Source organism: Shimia sp. SK013, from assembly GCF_001292625.1.
GTDB lineage: Bacteria > Pseudomonadota > Alphaproteobacteria > Rhodobacterales > Rhodobacteraceae > Shimia.
Genome location: NZ_LAJH01000017.1, coordinates 17,123 through 30,466, shown reverse-complemented (window position 1 = coordinate 30,466; position 13,344 = coordinate 17,123). Strand labels below are relative to the sequence as shown.

Sequence of the window (13,344 nt, the reverse complement as noted above, 5' to 3'; positions counted from 1 at the left end):
GCCGTTTTTGCCGCTGCTGCCTGACACGCAGAAGAAGGTCGCACCACGCGGTCAGCTGTCTTAGGCTGGCGATATGGATGCGATGACACATGCTTTGATATTGGCGCTTTTTGCTGGACTGGCGATGCCGTTGGGCGGCGTTTTCGCGCGGATTGAGCATATACGAGACGCGCGGGTGGAGGCGCGGTTTGTCAAAGGCGTGACAGCGTTTGGCGGCGGTGCGCTGTTGTCGGCGGTGGCGTTGGTTTTGGTGCCAAAGGGGGCCGAAACCCTGCCGGTGCACTGGGCGGTGTCTTTGTTGGTCGGAGGCGGCATTACATTTTATGCGATCGACAAGTGGCTGGCCAAGGCGGGTGGAAATGGCGCGTTGTTATTGGCGATGTTGCTTGATTTTTTGCCCGAAGCCATGGCGCTTGGCGCGTTGCTGGTGACCGAAGCCGCGACGGCAAAGTTGTTGGCGGCGATGATGTTTTTGCAAAACGTGCCCGAGGGATTTGGCGCGTTTCGCGATCTTTGGGCCAAAGGCCACACGCCCGCGTGGTTGGTTTTGCTGATGTTTGTTGGTTTGGCTGGATTGGGGCCGCTGTGCGCGGCGCTTGGCTTTCATTTTTTGGCGAATGACCCCGCAACACTGGGCGGGATCATGATTTTCGCGGCCGGCGGCATTCTGTATCTGATTTTTCAGGACATCGCGCCAGAAGCATACGAAAAGGGCACCTGGTCGCCCGCGCTTGGCGCCGTGGCTGGATTTGCCTTGGGGCTGGCGGGCGACATGGTTATTGGCTGAACCTTAGCCGCAGCATCCCCCGCTAGAGGCTTTGGCGGGCGCGCAAGGAGCTTCGTTGGTGTTGGCCCCGCGGCCGAGCCAAGTGGTGTCGGACAGGTAGAAGTTGGCGAATTTCGCGGCAAATTCTGCCGACACGGCTTTTTGCGGAATGCCTGTGTCCATCATGGCCTGTTGCCACGCTTTGGTTTTCGGAAAGCCCGTAAGCATATCAAAGCCCGAATGCGCCTCGACAATGGCGGCGCGGTGCAGGAGCACCATCCACGCGATGTCGACGTTGCCAAGGGTGTCGCCCGCAAAAAACGGACCATCGCCCAACTGTTTTTCCACACGCGCGAAGGCGGCGGTCAGTTTGCGGGTGCGCTCTTGGTATGTGGCAGGGTCTTTGGAGGACATGGTGCCGCATTGCACGAGGTAATGCTTGGACGCCTGATAGGACCACGCGCGGTTGATGGCGCGGTCTTCGGGCGTCAGGTCGGCCTGCAGGGGGGGCGAGATGTCGTCGATGTATTCGATGATGGCATCGCTTTCAAACAGGGCTGTGCCGCCTTCGGTTACCAGCATCGGCACTTGGCCGGTGGGGGAGAGGTCGAGGAACCATTGTGGTTTGTCCGACAACGAGATGAATTCGATGTCGTAGGGTATCTTTTTAGCCTCAAGCAAGGCGGTGACGCGTTGCACGAAGGGGCAGATGGTGAAGCTGACAATTTTGATCATTGGGAACGTCCTTTGCTGTCTTTCATTAAGTAAGACGGGCGGGACGGGAAAAAGACGAAAGATTTGGAGGATTATTTTAGCAGCGGCTGCAACCAGTTGATTTTCTTTCCATTTCCGAGAGGTTGCCGCGGCTGTCCATGGTGAATTTGCAGCAGCCTTCGAACAGGTCACGCAGGTCTGTGCGGGCTTTGGTGACGCGGGATTTCAACGTGGAATAGGGAATGTCGTGGGCTTGGGCGTAGTCGCGTTGCGACATGCCGTTGAGGTCGATCTCGGTCAGCATCTGCGCGGTGTCGGCAGGGAGCGCGTTGATAAACGGCGTGACGCAACCCTCGAGGTCGTGGCGGACGACCGGATCGTCCTCGACGTACCACAGATCGCCGGGGTCGATGTCTTTGCCACGTGCATTGGCGCGGTAGTGGTCAATGATGGCGCGGTTGGCGGTCTGGAAGAGCCAAGGTTTTAGTTTGGCGTGGTCCTGCAAGTCGGGCAGGCCGGTGAAGGCCTTGATCGAGATGTCCTGCAGCAGGTCGTCCACATCGGCCGGATTGGCGATGCGGGCGTGCAGGAAGGCCTTGAGCCGGTCGCGGTAAGCGGACCAGACGGCGGTGAGATCGGGTGCGGTGCTCATGGGAGTAGGAGTGGGGTTTTTGGGGGCAGGTTTCAATGGGCGGTGGGCGTGGGGCACTGTGCGGTTGGTCGAAAAGACTGGTTATGTCCGCATTTGGTGTTGAACAAGCCGATCCTAGAAGTAGGCATTGGCAAGACCGCGGCGAATGGCGGGTTTGAGCCCAAAGCTACTGATGCTGCGCCGTGCACGAATGTCAGCTTTTCCTCAAATTGCGAATTGGTTTACACGATGATGCTCAATAGGAGTTGGTTGGTCATCGAGGTCGCGTCGGCCCATGGGTAGTCAGGCATGGTATTCATGCAAAGAGCGATACCGATTAATCCAGATATGAGTGTGTCAGTGCTCATTTTAACGTCATGTTCTTCAGGGTGAACCTCTCGGATCAAATCCGAAAACATCAAGAAGTGTGCTAAGGTATCTTCGCCCATAAGGAACGTACTGACATCCGCCCGCGTTACGTCGTTAGACATAAAGACAAGTCGAAAATGATCAGAGTGATCGATCCAGTAAGCGATAAAGGAGTGAGATGCTGACTGCAGCCGCTCACTCGGACCCGCGACCGACTTTAGCTTTTCCGCGATGTCACTAGACATGTCCGTAAGCACGTCTGCCCAAAGGTATCGTAGAATATCCGTCTTGCCGTCAAAATGTGCGTAAATTGTCATCGGAGCGCATCCGACCGCCTTGGCCAAACGGCGCATTGAAACCGCTTCGAAGCCTTCTGCACGATAAATCTCAAGCGCGTGCTTCCCGATCTTTGATCGGAACTCCAAAATCTCAGCCTTACTGCGGGGAGGCCTGCCAGCGGTTCTAGCCATGGTTAGGCCCTCTCAGATTTATTTTGGTACGCGTCCCAAATAATGCTTGCCCTGTCAAGGCTTCATTAATATAGAACGCGTTCCAAATATTATTCGCCCACAGGGTTCGCATTTAGGGAAAGTGAAATGAACAAGATAAAATTACTGAATTCGGTGGTTGTGATCGTTGGGACTGTGATCATCTTACTAGGACTAAATGTAGGCTTAGGCGGGATAAAGACACTGGGATGGCAATCGACGCGTGATTTCGTTTCAATCACAGATGCCGCAGCATTCCATGCCCAAGACAGCCACATACGGTTCATTGGCGGGGTCTGGTTTGGCGTCGGTGCTGTGTTCGTGGCTGGCGGCTTCGCATTGCGCAATCTTCGCTCAACCTTGATTATTCTGTCGGCTATGACTGCAGTCGCGGGTCTGTTTCGACTAAGCGCCATGGACACTGAAGTAATATTTAGCGCTGCGATTGCCCCGTCACTGGCATTTGAACTTGTTGGTTTTCCGCTGCTTGCTTGGTGGCTGGTGGCGTCTGGAAAACGGGACGCATAGGCAATCAAGGATGAGAAATCCTGATAGCGGGCAACTACTCGATTGATTTGGAGGTCAGCTTTAACCTGCCAAGCAGACTTACGCTTTTGACCGCAGCGATTGACCGGTCCTATTTGCCAACCCCATTCGGACAGACCCGAAAGAAAAGGCCGCCCTGTGAGGCGGCCTTGGTTTGGGTCAGGCGAGATCTTTGTAAGAAATCTCGCGGGTGTCGGCGCCTTCGCCGACTTTGCCACGGCGCACCAGCAGGCGGTTGAGCGCGTGGATGTAGGCTTTGGCCGAAGCCACGACCGTGTCGGTGTTGGCGGATTGGCCGGTGGCGATGATGCCGTCTTCCTCAAGGCGCACAGACACAGTGGCCTGCGCGTCGGTGCCTTCGGTCACCGCGGACACCTGATAGAGCTCCAGATGTGCCCCGTTGGGGAAGTTCTCACGGATTGCACGGAACGTGGCATCAACCGGTCCGTCACCTTCGCAGGTGGCGGAGACGTCTTTGCCGTCGATTTCCATCTCAACGGTGGCTTCGGCCGGGCCGCCGGTGCCGCAGACAACTTTCATGCTGACCAACTGTAGATGATCGTCTTCGTCCTCGCCGACGCCCACACGCACAAGCGCGATGATGTCGTCGTCAAACACCTCTTTTTTGCGGTCTGCGAGGTCTTTGAAGCGCACGAAGATGTCTTTGAGTTGGTTGTCGCCCACTTCAAAGCCAAGCTGTTCAAGTTTGTCGCGCAGCGCCGCGCGGCCGGAGTGTTTGCCGAGCGGCAGGGAGGTGCCGGCGAGACCCACGTCCTCGGGGCGCATGATCTCGAAGGTTTCCTTGTTCTTGAGCATGCCGTCCTGGTGGATGCCAGACTCGTGCGCGAAGGCGTTTTTGCCGACGATGGCCTTGTTGAACTGCACCGGAAAGCCCGACACAGTCGCGACGCGGCGCGAGATGTTCATCAGCTTGGTGGTGTCGATGCCGGTGGACCAAGGCATGATGTCGTTACGCACCCTGAGCGCCATAACGACCTCTTCGAGCGCGGTGTTGCCCGCGCGTTCACCCAGACCGTTGATGGTGCATTCGATCTGGCGCGCGCCACCAGCGACGGCGGCCAGAGAGTTGGCCGTGGCCATGCCAAGATCGTTGTGGCAGTGGGTGGCAAAGATGACCTCGTCCGCGCCGGGCACGGTTTCGATCAGTTTCTTGATCAACTCGGCGCTTTCCATCGGGGCGGTGTAGCCGACGGTGTCGGGGATGTTGATGGTGCTGGCACCGGCTTTGATGGCAATTTCGATCACACGGCAGAGGTAATCCCATTCGGTGCGTGTGGCGTCCATTGGCGACCATTGCACGTTGTCACAGAGGTTGCGGGCGTGCGTCACAGTCTCGTGGATCTTGTCGGCCATTTCATCCATCGTGAGGTTAGGAATGGCGCGGTGCAGGGGCGAGGTGCCGATAAAGGTGTGGATGCGGGGCTTGGCCGCGTGTTTCACGGCCTCCCAGCAGCGGTCGATGTCGGTGATATTGGCACGCGCCAGACCACAGATGCGGGAGTTCACAGAGTTTTTGGCGATCTCGGAGACGGCGTTGAAGTCGCCTTCGGATGCAATCGGGAAGCCCGCCTCGATGATGTCGACGCCCATGTCGTCAAGCATGCTGGCGATTTCCAGTTTCTCGTCGTGGGTCATGGTGGCGCCGGGGCTTTGTTCGCCGTCGCGGAGGGTGGTGTCAAAGATAACGACGCGGTCTTGGTCAGTGGTAGTGGTCATTGGTTTCGTCCTATCAGATATGCGGTTTTGGGGCAGGCGCGAGGCCGCTGTCCCCAGTGTTGGCTTCGCCCTTGGGTTCGATCAGAAGCACGCGGGCTTCTTGATCGGCGCGGGGGCGGTGGATTTGGCCTTGGGGCACGATGAGCAGTTCACCGGGGCCGAAGGTGACGGAAGGGGCGTTGTCGTAGTCCATCGTCACAGCGCCGTCGAGCACCAGAAAGAAATCATCGGTGTCGTCGTGTTTGTGAAACAGAAACGCGCCCTGAAATTTGACCACCATCACGTCATTTCCATTGTAGTTGGCGATGACATGCGGGTCCCAGTGACTGGAAAACTGCGATAGTTTTTCAGCGAGGTTTATCTTGTGCATGGTGTGTGTCCTAATCTCGGTTCGCGGGAATGCGGCGCGTAATCATGTCCCCTGAGCACGCGCGCCGAGAAGGCCGCGCTCAGAGGCGGATTAGGAGTAGGTCAATGCCACGAGCAAAGGGCGCCGGAAGGCGCTCGGTCAATGCGATATGTGTGCTTTTGATCATGGACGGGATTTATACATGCCGTTTGGTAAATGAAAAGCAGAATTTCGCGTGATGTATTTGGGGCAGCGTTTGGCGGCTCAAGGCAGGCTTTAAGCTTAAGGGGCGCTGCCCCAGCGCCCGAGGCAAGCTCGGGCTCCCCCGAGGTATTTCAGGAACAAAAAGCCGCGGCTGATCCAGCGGGATGGCTTGCGCGTATTTGATTTGAGTTTTGGGGGATGTGATGCGGGCTTTGGTGGTTGGAGACAGTGGCGGTATTGGCGCGGCGGTTGCGTCGGAATTGCGACGACGGCGCGCGGAGGTGGTTGGGCTGTCGCGGGGGCGGGACGGGTTTGATGTGCTTCGGCCGGAGGCGGCGGAGCAGGGCCTTGCGGCTTTGGAGGGCAAGTTTGATCTGATTTTTGTGGCGACGGGCGCTTTGGTGAGCACGCGGGCGCAACCGGAAAAATCGTTGCGCGATGTGTCGGCGGCAGAATTGGCGGGACAGTTTGCGGTCAATGCGATTGGTCCTGCGTTGGTGTTGCGCCATGCGCCGCGCCTTTTGATGCGCGACAAACGGGGTGTGTTTGCAGCGTTGTCGGCGCGGGTCGGCTCGATTGGCGACAATCGTTCGGGTGGGTGGTATTCCTATCGGGCTTCAAAGGCGGCGCTGAACCAGCTGATTAAGACGGGCGCGATCGAGTTGTCGCGCACGCATCGGCAATCGGTGTGCACGGCTTTGCATCCTGGCACTGTGGAGACAGCGTTTACCAAAGCCTATCAAGGGCGAGACAAGTTAAGCGCCGCAATCAGCGCGGAACGGCTTTTGGATGTGTTGGATGTGTTGGAGCCGCAGGAGAGCGGCGGTTTTTTTGATTATTCAGGGGTGCCGGTGGCGTGGTGAGTTTGGGGGATCAGGATTGGGTCCGGTGTTGATCCAGAGTTGCGGCGGCTTGCGTGATCAAGGCGGCGATGGCTTGGATGCGGGCGAAGTCGGTGCGGCCCGGACGGGAGATTAGCCAAAGGTCGTGAAACTGTGGTTCAGGCAGGGAGGCGACCGCGAGTTTGTCGGCCTGTGCAAAGGCCTGAACGCCGGTGCGCGGCAAGATGGTGTAGCCGAGGCCTTGGGCAACAGGAATCGGGATTTGCCCGATTTGATTGACAAAGCTGCGCAGCCTGAGGCGGTCGGCGCCGGCATACTCGGACGGGAAGTTGGCACCAAAAAGTTCGTCGGCATAGGCGGCGCCGTCGGGGTGGGCAACAAAGCCGAGGGCGTTGAGAGCGGCGAAAGACAGCGTGTCGGGGGCGAAGTCTTTTGGCAGCACAAGGCAGAGCTCTTCGCGGGCGAGGCGGGTGGCCGTAAGGCGGGGATGGCTGGGGTTTTGCGCCACAACACCAAGGTCGGACGTGCCTGACAATACATCAGCGATGACGCTGGTTTGTGGCGCGGCGGTGACACGCAACACCAGTTCAGGTGCGTCATGCATTTTCTGCAACATGAGCGGATAGGCCCACATGGCAAAGCTGCCGGAGCAGCCGAGGCTGACAGTGCCGGAGGAAGGATCATCCGCGGTCAGACTGTCGCGCAGGGCGGCTTCTTGGGCGCGCCGTGTTTGGCCCAATTGCAAGACGGCCTCGCCTGCGGGGGTGAGAGAGAAAGACTTGCCGCTTTGTGTTATAAGGCGCTGGCCGACTTGGGCTTCGAGTTTGCGCAAATGCTGGGAAACACCCGGTTGCGTCATGGCAAGACGGTCTGCGGTGCGGGTGAAGTGGCCGATGTCGCAGAGTGTTGTGAAAGTGTCGAGCCAGGTTGCGTTTAGCATTTTGATTTCAAATCGTTATTACAAACATACAATATGATAATTTTTAATGTGACGCACGTCCAGCTATATCTCAATCATCAGAGAGAAAGGAAAATCCCATGTTGCCCACCCCCCGTACATTTTCCCACATCGGCCTGTCAGTGCCGGATGTGGACCAAGCCGTTAAATTCTATTCCGAAGTTCTTGGCTTTTACGTCATTATGGAGCCCACCGAGATTGTCGAAGACGACAGCGATATTGGTCAGATGTGCACGGATGTGTTTGGCGCAGGCTGGGGCCGGCTGCGGATCGCGCATTTGGCGACGGCGGATCGCGTTGGCATCGAGATCTTTGAATTTGAGGGCAATAATGCGCCTGCCGAGAACCTGAACTATCGTCAGCACGGCACGTTTCACTTTGCCATTCAGGATCCGAACCTTGAGGATCTGTTGGCCAAGATCGTGGCAGCGGGCGGCAAGCAACGGATGCCGGTGCGGGAGTATTTCCCCGACGAAAAGCCATACCGCATGGTCTATGTCGAAGATCCGTTCGGGATTGTCTTTGAGCTTTATAGCCACAGCTATGAGCTGACTTATTCCAAAGGCGCGTATGCTTAGGCGCGCTTTTAGAAAGGCGGTTACTTTGGGGGCCTAAGCGGCCCCCAGTGCTTTGGCAAACCGGGCCTTAGCCGTCGGTGTTCAAAGAGCCGTTTTCCCACTCGCCAGTGGCTTCTTCGCCGCTGGCGTATTTCATGGTGCCTTCGCCTTGGCGTTTTCCGGCTTTGAACGTGCCTTCGTAGATGTCACCATTTGCATAGGTTGCAACGCCGACGCCGTCGATTTCGCCGCCTTTCCACTCGCCAGCGTATTGGAACCCGTCAGTCATGACGATTTCGCCGATGCCGTCGCGCTGGCCGTCTACGAAATTGCCGGTGTAGACGGTGCCGTCGGAATACGTGGCCGTGCCGACACCGTGACGCTGGCCGTTGGCCCATGCGCCGTCATAACGGTAGCCGTCGGCATAAGTCATCACGCCGTTGCCGTGGTTTTTGGCGGCTTTGAATTCGCCCTCATAGACCAATCCGTTGGCATAAATCGCTTTGCCAAATCCTTCGATCACGCCAGCCTTCCAGCCGCCTTCGTAGGTGGAGCCGTCGGTGTAGGTGATCATGCCAAGACCGTCCGCCAAATTGTCACGAAATGCGCCGGAATAGACTGATCCGTCAGGGTAAGTCACCTGACCTTCGCCTTCGATGCGGCCGTTCACCCAGCTGCCGACATAGACATAGCCGTCTTCGCCATTAAACGTGCCTTGGCCGTGGCGCTGGTCGGCTTCGAACGCGCCGACGTAGGTATCACCGTTTTCATATGTGACCTGACCTTGGCCCTGACGTTGACCGCCCGACAACTGGCCGACATAGATGTCGCCGTTGGGTTGGGTCAGTGTGCCGTCGCCTTCGATCTGGCCTGCGGCCCACGTGCCTTGATAGGTCAGCCCGTCCGGCATGGTCAATTCGCCGGTGCCTTCACGTTCGCCAGCGGCGATCTGGCCGTCATAAATGGTGCCATCCGGATAGGTGACGCGGCCAAGGCCTTCTTTGACGCCATCGATCCAGCCACCTTCGTAGCGGTACCCGTTGGGGGAGAGCATGGTGCCGTGGCCGTGGTGTACCGCGTTCAGGAAATCCCCTTCGTAGCGCACGCCGTTGGCGTAAATCGACACGCCCTGTCCGGTGATTTTGCCTTCGGCCCAAGTGCCTTCGTAGGTGCCCCCGTCGGTGAAGGTGATTTTGCCGGCACCGTGGGGTTTTCCTTTGGCAAATTCGCCCTCATAGACCGAGCCGTTAGAGAAGCGGGCGGTGCCGAGGCCGACAATTTCTCCGTCGACCCAAGCGCCGGTATATTCGTAGCCGTTTGGCAGGCGATAGGTGCCAGTGCCGTGCTGAAGACCGCCCTTGAAGGTGCCTTCATAGACGCCGCCTTCGTCGTATTGTTTGGTCAGAACCTGGCTGTCCTGTGCAATGGCGGGTGCGGCGGCCAGCAGGATGGCGAGTGTAAGTGCCTGAGTTCTGCGCATTAATTTCGTCCCATGTTGCCTGTTACTGGCTGTCCCCTGCCGAATTCCGGCTTTGCAGCGAATCTAGAACAACGGGGGGCGCTGGGCAACGGGTTTTGCAGAAGTTGTGCATTGGCGCAGGGAGATCTGTGACTGGTCAGTCTGACGAAGGCGTGGCAGCGTGGCGTCAAACCAATTGGGAGAGCAGATATGCGCGATTATGTGGGCACGGATGAAGCAAAGGCGGCGAGTGGGCTGCGGGTTACGATTGTGCGCGGCACGCCAAGCCCGTGGGGCGAGGCCGTGAAAGGCATGCTGCACATCAAAGGGTTGGACTGGGTGCCGGTGAATTTTGACGGGCAGGATGTGGATCTCGTGGCTTGGACCGGCGAGGCAAGCGCGCCAGTGGCGATATATGAAAACGAGGCGCCGAAATCCGGCGCAGTGGAGATCATGCAGTTGATCGAGCGACTGGCGCCCGAGCCGGTGCTGGTACCTGGCGGGGCGGATGTTGCGCAGATGGCTGAGGATTTGCTGGGCAAAGGCGGTTTGGCGTGGTCGCGGCGGTTGCAGCAGGTGCATGTCGGCCTATCTGACGGTGGCGGCTTTTCGGCGGGGGTGTCGGGATATCTGGCCGCGAAATATGGCTATGAGGCTGAGGTCGCGCAAGGATATGGCGCACGGGTTGTGGAACTTTTGACGCAGTTTGAGGCACAGTTGGCGGCCTCGGACGGGCCGTATCTTTTGGGCGCCAAGATCTGTGCGGCCGACATCCAGCTGGCGTGCACGATGGCGCTGTTTGCGCCGCTGCCGCAGGAGATTTGCGCAATGCACCCCAAGGCGCGCGCGGCGTTTGGGACGATGGACGCGGAAACGCGGGCTGCGGTTGCTCCACGGTTGTTGGCGCATCGGGATCATATGTATGCGCGCCATCTGGAGACGCCGCTAACGCTTTAGCCGTTTGCGCTTTTCCTTGGCGCTGGGTCTGCTACATCTTTGGCCGACGAAATTCAGCAGGAGGCAGGGGCGATGTCCGACACGTTCCGCTTGAGCATGGCGCAGGCCAATCCGGTGATGGGTGATCTGCGCGGCAATGCCGACAAGGTGCGCAGCGTTTGGGCCGAGGCCAAGGCGGCCGGGTCTGATATGGTGGCGTTTCCCGAGATGTTTATCGTGGGTTACAACGCACAGGACCTGATCCTGAAACCCGCGTTGCAGGCCGCCGCGATGGCCGAGATCGAGCGGTTGGCCGTGGATTGTGCCGATGGTCCGGTTGTGACCGTGGGCGGACCTTGGGCCGATGACGGCAAGCTTTACAACGCGTATTTCGTGCTGAAAGGCGGGCGGATTGTGCATCGCCAGCTCAAGCACCACCTGCCCAACTACACTGTTTTTGACGAGGAACGCCTGTTTGATCATGGACCGATGGGCGGGCCATACGATGTGAACGGCGTGCGGGTTGGCAGCCCGATTTGCGAAGATGCGTGGTTTGAGGATGTGCCGGAGACGCTGGAAGAGACCGGCGCGGAAATCCTCGTGGTGCCAAATGGCAGCCCCTATTATCGCGACAAGTTTGACCGCCGCATGAACCACATGGTGGCCCGCGTGATCGAGACGGAATTGCCGCTGGTGTATCTCAATATGGTGGGCGGTCAGGACGATCAGGTGTTTGACGGCGGTTCGTTTGTGCTCAATCCCGGTGGGGAATTGGCGATGCAATTGCCGGTGTTTGACGAGGTTGTGGCCCATGTCGAGTTTGAGCGCACGCCTGCGGGCTGGCGCTGCAAGGCTGGACCCAAGGCCGTGTTGCCTGCGGGCGAAGAGCAGGATTACCGCGTGTGTGTTGAGGCGCTGCGCGACTACATGGGCAAGACCGGGTTCAAGCAGGTGTTGCTTGGACTGTCGGGTGGGATCGACAGCGCGCTGGTGGCGACAATTGCGGTTGACGCATTGGGACCTGAGAACGTGCGCTGTGTGATGTTGCCTTCTGAATATACATCCGAGGAGTCTCTTGAGGACGCCAAAGACATCGCCGAGCGGTTGGGCGTGCGGTATGATTTTGTGCCAATCGCGGAAGGCCGTCAGGCGATCACCAACACGCTGGCGCCGCTGTTTGAGGGCACCGAGCCGGGGCTGACGGAAGAAAACATCCAGAGCCGTCTGCGTGGGCTTTTGTTGATGGCGATGAGCAACAAGTTTGGCGAGATGCTGTTGACCACAGGCAATAAATCCGAGGTCGCAGTGGGCTATGCCACGATCTATGGCGACATGGCCGGAGGCTATAATCCGATCAAGGACATGTACAAAACCCGCGTGTTTGAAACCTCGCGCTGGCGTAATGCGGTGCACCGTGACTGGATGGGCGGGCCTGAGGGCGAAGTTATTCCGGTCAATATCATCGACAAGCCACCGTCTGCGGAGTTGCGTCCGGATCAAAAGGACGAGGACAGCCTGCCGCCCTATGACGTGCTGGATACGATCCTGTTGATGCTGGTGGATCAGGAAAAATCGGTGGCCGATTGCGTGGCCGCAGGTTTTGATCGCGAGACAGTCAAGCGGGTCGAGCATCTGGTCTACATCAGCGAGTATAAACGCTTTCAGTCGGCACCAGGTGCGCGATTGAGCAAAAAAGCTTTTTGGATGGACCGGCGGTATCCGATTGTGAACCGGTTCCGCGACGAAAGCTGACTGGCCCGCCTAGAGTGTGATATCTGAAAGCACGCAGTCGCGCAGATAGCGCTCGAAATCGGCCTTGCGGCAAAGTTCGGTGGCGGGCGTGGTCACGGCGGACGTCGCAGCGGTTGTGCCGTGTTGCAGAGCGGTTGCCAGATCAAGACCACTTGCACGTGCCAAAGTGAAGGCGCCAACAAAGCTGTCGCCAGCGCCGACCTTGCTGTTGATAGGCACATCCAGCGCCGTGGCGTGAAGGCAACCTGCCTCGCTGGCCAGTACAGACCCGTCTGGGCCACGTGCGACGATCACAGTTTTGGACACGCCTTTGGCAACCAGATCGCGGGCAAAGCGGGCGCTGTCAGTGCGTGAACTCAGAGGTGCGCCGAAAATTTCCTCGCTTTCGTCTAGATCCATGCGCAGGACATCAAGACCCGGATTGGGCGCGGCGCAAAGATCACGCAACGGGCGCCCCGAAATGTCGCAAAGAATGCTGGGGCCGGTGTCTTTGAGCGCGGCAATGATGGTGCGGGCAAAATCAGCGGACATTCCGGGCGCGAGGCTACCGGAGAGCACCAGCAGACCGGCGGGGCCTGTCATTGCGTTCAGCCCTGTCAACAGCTTGATGCAGTCGGCCTCGGTCCACGTTGGGCCGGGCATGACAAAGCGGAACTGTTCGCCGGTTTCATCGCAAATGACGGAGACGTTGGTGCGGGTTTCGCCCGGTGCAGGATGGGCAATTTCGGCAATACCTTCGTCGGACAGAAGTGCTTGAAGACGTTGGCCTGCGTTGCCGCCATGCGCAACGAAGGCGCGGGAGTGACCGCCAAGGATGCGAATGGCGCGCGAGACATTGATGCCGCCGCCTCCGGCGCTGTAATTTGGCGCGGCGCAGCGCAGTTTGTGTCCCGGAGAGATTTCTGGCGCGGCAGTCGAAAGATCGACAGCGGGGTTGAGGGTGACCGTGAGAATGTCTTGCATATTGCGGGCTCTAACTCAGGTGCATTGAGGGCAGCCTTTCATGGTTGCGCTAACTTTCCAAGGTGTTTTGGCA

The 13,344-nt window shown here is 58.4% G+C and carries 14 protein-coding genes; 6 read left to right on the top strand and 8 right to left on the bottom strand.

The genetic code is table 11. The features are described 5' to 3' along the window. Positions 1–73: 73 nt before the first annotated feature. On the top strand, positions 74–787 hold the full coding sequence (locus SHIM_RS15280) for a ZIP family metal transporter (RefSeq protein WP_054003548.1): 714 nt from the start codon (positions 74–76) through the stop codon (positions 785–787). 3 nt (positions 788–790) lie between these two features. Here SHIM_RS15280 and SHIM_RS15275 read toward each other — a convergent pair whose 3' ends face one another. The 3 genes from SHIM_RS15275 to SHIM_RS15265 all read right to left on the bottom strand — a co-directional run bounded on the left by SHIM_RS15275 (position 791) and on the right by SHIM_RS15265 (position 2,950). After that, a complete protein-coding gene (locus SHIM_RS15275) occupies positions 791–1,501 on the bottom strand; it encodes a glutathione S-transferase family protein (RefSeq protein ID WP_054003547.1) in 711 nt (236 codons plus the stop codon). 76 nt (positions 1,502–1,577) lie between these two features. Continuing rightward, positions 1,578–2,132, bottom strand: a complete 555-nt coding sequence (locus tag SHIM_RS15270) for a sigma-70 family RNA polymerase sigma factor (protein ID WP_054003546.1) — start codon at positions 2,130–2,132, stop codon at positions 1,578–1,580. Between the two features lie 221 nt (positions 2,133–2,353). Next, entirely contained in the window at positions 2,354–2,950 is a 597-nt protein-coding gene (locus tag SHIM_RS15265) for a TetR/AcrR family transcriptional regulator (protein WP_054003545.1), read from the bottom strand. A gap of 126 nt (positions 2,951–3,076) precedes the next feature. Here SHIM_RS15265 and SHIM_RS15260 point away from each other — a divergent pair, with 126 nt between their 5' ends. Continuing rightward, positions 3,077–3,496: a DUF4345 domain-containing protein gene (locus SHIM_RS15260; protein WP_054003544.1), complete on the top strand. Its 420-nt coding sequence runs from the start codon at positions 3,077–3,079 to the stop codon at positions 3,494–3,496. 177 nt (positions 3,497–3,673) lie between these two features. Here SHIM_RS15260 and SHIM_RS15255 read toward each other — a convergent pair whose 3' ends face one another. Together SHIM_RS15255 and SHIM_RS15250 are read right to left on the bottom strand one after the other, a co-directional pair. After that, on the bottom strand, positions 3,674–5,251 hold the full coding sequence (locus SHIM_RS15255; RefSeq protein ID WP_054003543.1) for a 2-isopropylmalate synthase: 1,578 nt from the start codon (positions 5,249–5,251) through the stop codon (positions 3,674–3,676). A gap of 13 nt (positions 5,252–5,264) precedes the next feature. Beyond that, positions 5,265–5,621 carry a cupin domain-containing protein gene (locus SHIM_RS15250; RefSeq protein ID WP_054003542.1) on the bottom strand — a complete coding sequence of 119 codons (357 nt, stop codon included), beginning with the start codon at positions 5,619–5,621 and terminating at the stop codon, positions 5,265–5,267. Positions 5,622–6,007: 386 nt separating this feature from the next. Here SHIM_RS15250 and SHIM_RS15245 point away from each other — a divergent pair, with 386 nt between their 5' ends. Then, positions 6,008–6,667, top strand: a complete 660-nt coding sequence (locus SHIM_RS15245) for an SDR family NAD(P)-dependent oxidoreductase (RefSeq protein ID WP_342585518.1) — start codon at positions 6,008–6,010, stop codon at positions 6,665–6,667. Positions 6,668–6,677: 10 nt separating this feature from the next. Here SHIM_RS15245 and SHIM_RS15240 read toward each other — a convergent pair whose 3' ends face one another. Then, complete coding sequence (locus tag SHIM_RS15240; RefSeq protein ID WP_054003540.1) at positions 6,678–7,586, bottom strand: LysR family transcriptional regulator; 909 nt, start codon at positions 7,584–7,586, stop codon at positions 6,678–6,680. A 98-nt stretch (positions 7,587–7,684) separates the two neighbouring features. Here SHIM_RS15240 and SHIM_RS15235 point away from each other — a divergent pair, with 98 nt between their 5' ends. Further along, the gene (locus tag SHIM_RS15235) at positions 7,685–8,182 is read left to right on the top strand and encodes a lactoylglutathione lyase family protein (RefSeq protein ID WP_054003539.1); all 498 of its coding nucleotides are present in this window, start codon (positions 7,685–7,687) and stop codon (positions 8,180–8,182) included. Positions 8,183–8,249: 67 nt separating this feature from the next. Here SHIM_RS15235 and SHIM_RS15230 read toward each other — a convergent pair whose 3' ends face one another. Beyond that, positions 8,250–9,641, bottom strand: a complete 1,392-nt coding sequence (locus SHIM_RS15230) for a 2-isopropylmalate synthase (protein ID WP_054003538.1) — start codon at positions 9,639–9,641, stop codon at positions 8,250–8,252. A 189-nt stretch (positions 9,642–9,830) separates the two neighbouring features. On the opposite strand from SHIM_RS15230, the gene SHIM_RS15225 reads away from it, so the two are divergent. Both SHIM_RS15225 and SHIM_RS15220 read left to right on the top strand, forming a co-directional pair. Beyond that, positions 9,831–10,577, top strand: a complete 747-nt coding sequence (locus SHIM_RS15225; RefSeq protein ID WP_054003537.1) for a glutathione S-transferase family protein — start codon at positions 9,831–9,833, stop codon at positions 10,575–10,577. A gap of 72 nt (positions 10,578–10,649) precedes the next feature. Then, positions 10,650–12,308, top strand: coding sequence for an NAD+ synthase (locus SHIM_RS15220; protein WP_054003611.1), 1,659 nt, complete (start codon positions 10,650–10,652; stop codon positions 12,306–12,308). Between the two features lie 9 nt (positions 12,309–12,317). On the opposite strand, the gene SHIM_RS15215 is transcribed toward SHIM_RS15220, so the two are convergent. Beyond that, the gene (locus SHIM_RS15215; RefSeq protein ID WP_054003536.1) at positions 12,318–13,271 is read right to left on the bottom strand and encodes a 1-phosphofructokinase family hexose kinase; all 954 of its coding nucleotides are present in this window, start codon (positions 13,269–13,271) and stop codon (positions 12,318–12,320) included. Positions 13,272–13,344 lie beyond the last annotated feature (73 nt).

Excerpts from the sequence above, each read along its gene's own strand:
- SHIM_RS15280 (WP_054003548.1), top strand. The coding sequence starts at position 74 with ATGGATGCGATGACACATGCTTTGATATTGGCGCTTTTTGCTGGACTG.
- SHIM_RS15275 (WP_054003547.1), bottom strand. The coding sequence starts at position 1,501 with ATGATCAAAATTGTCAGCTTCACCATCTGCCCCTTCGTGCAACGCGTC.
- SHIM_RS15270 (WP_054003546.1), bottom strand. The coding sequence starts at position 2,132 with ATGAGCACCGCACCCGATCTCACCGCCGTCTGGTCCGCTTACCGCGAC.
- SHIM_RS15265 (WP_054003545.1), bottom strand. The coding sequence starts at position 2,950 with ATGGCTAGAACCGCTGGCAGGCCTCCCCGCAGTAAGGCTGAGATTTTG.
- SHIM_RS15260 (WP_054003544.1), top strand. The coding sequence starts at position 3,077 with ATGAACAAGATAAAATTACTGAATTCGGTGGTTGTGATCGTTGGGACT.
- SHIM_RS15255 (WP_054003543.1), bottom strand. The coding sequence starts at position 5,251 with ATGACCACTACCACTGACCAAGACCGCGTCGTTATCTTTGACACCACC.
- SHIM_RS15250 (WP_054003542.1), bottom strand. The coding sequence starts at position 5,621 with ATGCACAAGATAAACCTCGCTGAAAAACTATCGCAGTTTTCCAGTCAC.
- SHIM_RS15245 (WP_342585518.1), top strand. The coding sequence starts at position 6,008 with ATGCGGGCTTTGGTGGTTGGAGACAGTGGCGGTATTGGCGCGGCGGTT.
- SHIM_RS15240 (WP_054003540.1), bottom strand. The coding sequence starts at position 7,586 with ATGCTAAACGCAACCTGGCTCGACACTTTCACAACACTCTGCGACATC.
- SHIM_RS15235 (WP_054003539.1), top strand. The coding sequence starts at position 7,685 with ATGTTGCCCACCCCCCGTACATTTTCCCACATCGGCCTGTCAGTGCCG.
- SHIM_RS15230 (WP_054003538.1), bottom strand. The coding sequence starts at position 9,641 with ATGCGCAGAACTCAGGCACTTACACTCGCCATCCTGCTGGCCGCCGCA.
- SHIM_RS15225 (WP_054003537.1), top strand. The coding sequence starts at position 9,831 with ATGCGCGATTATGTGGGCACGGATGAAGCAAAGGCGGCGAGTGGGCTG.
- SHIM_RS15220 (WP_054003611.1), top strand. The coding sequence starts at position 10,650 with ATGTCCGACACGTTCCGCTTGAGCATGGCGCAGGCCAATCCGGTGATG.
- SHIM_RS15215 (WP_054003536.1), bottom strand. The coding sequence starts at position 13,271 with ATGCAAGACATTCTCACGGTCACCCTCAACCCCGCTGTCGATCTTTCG.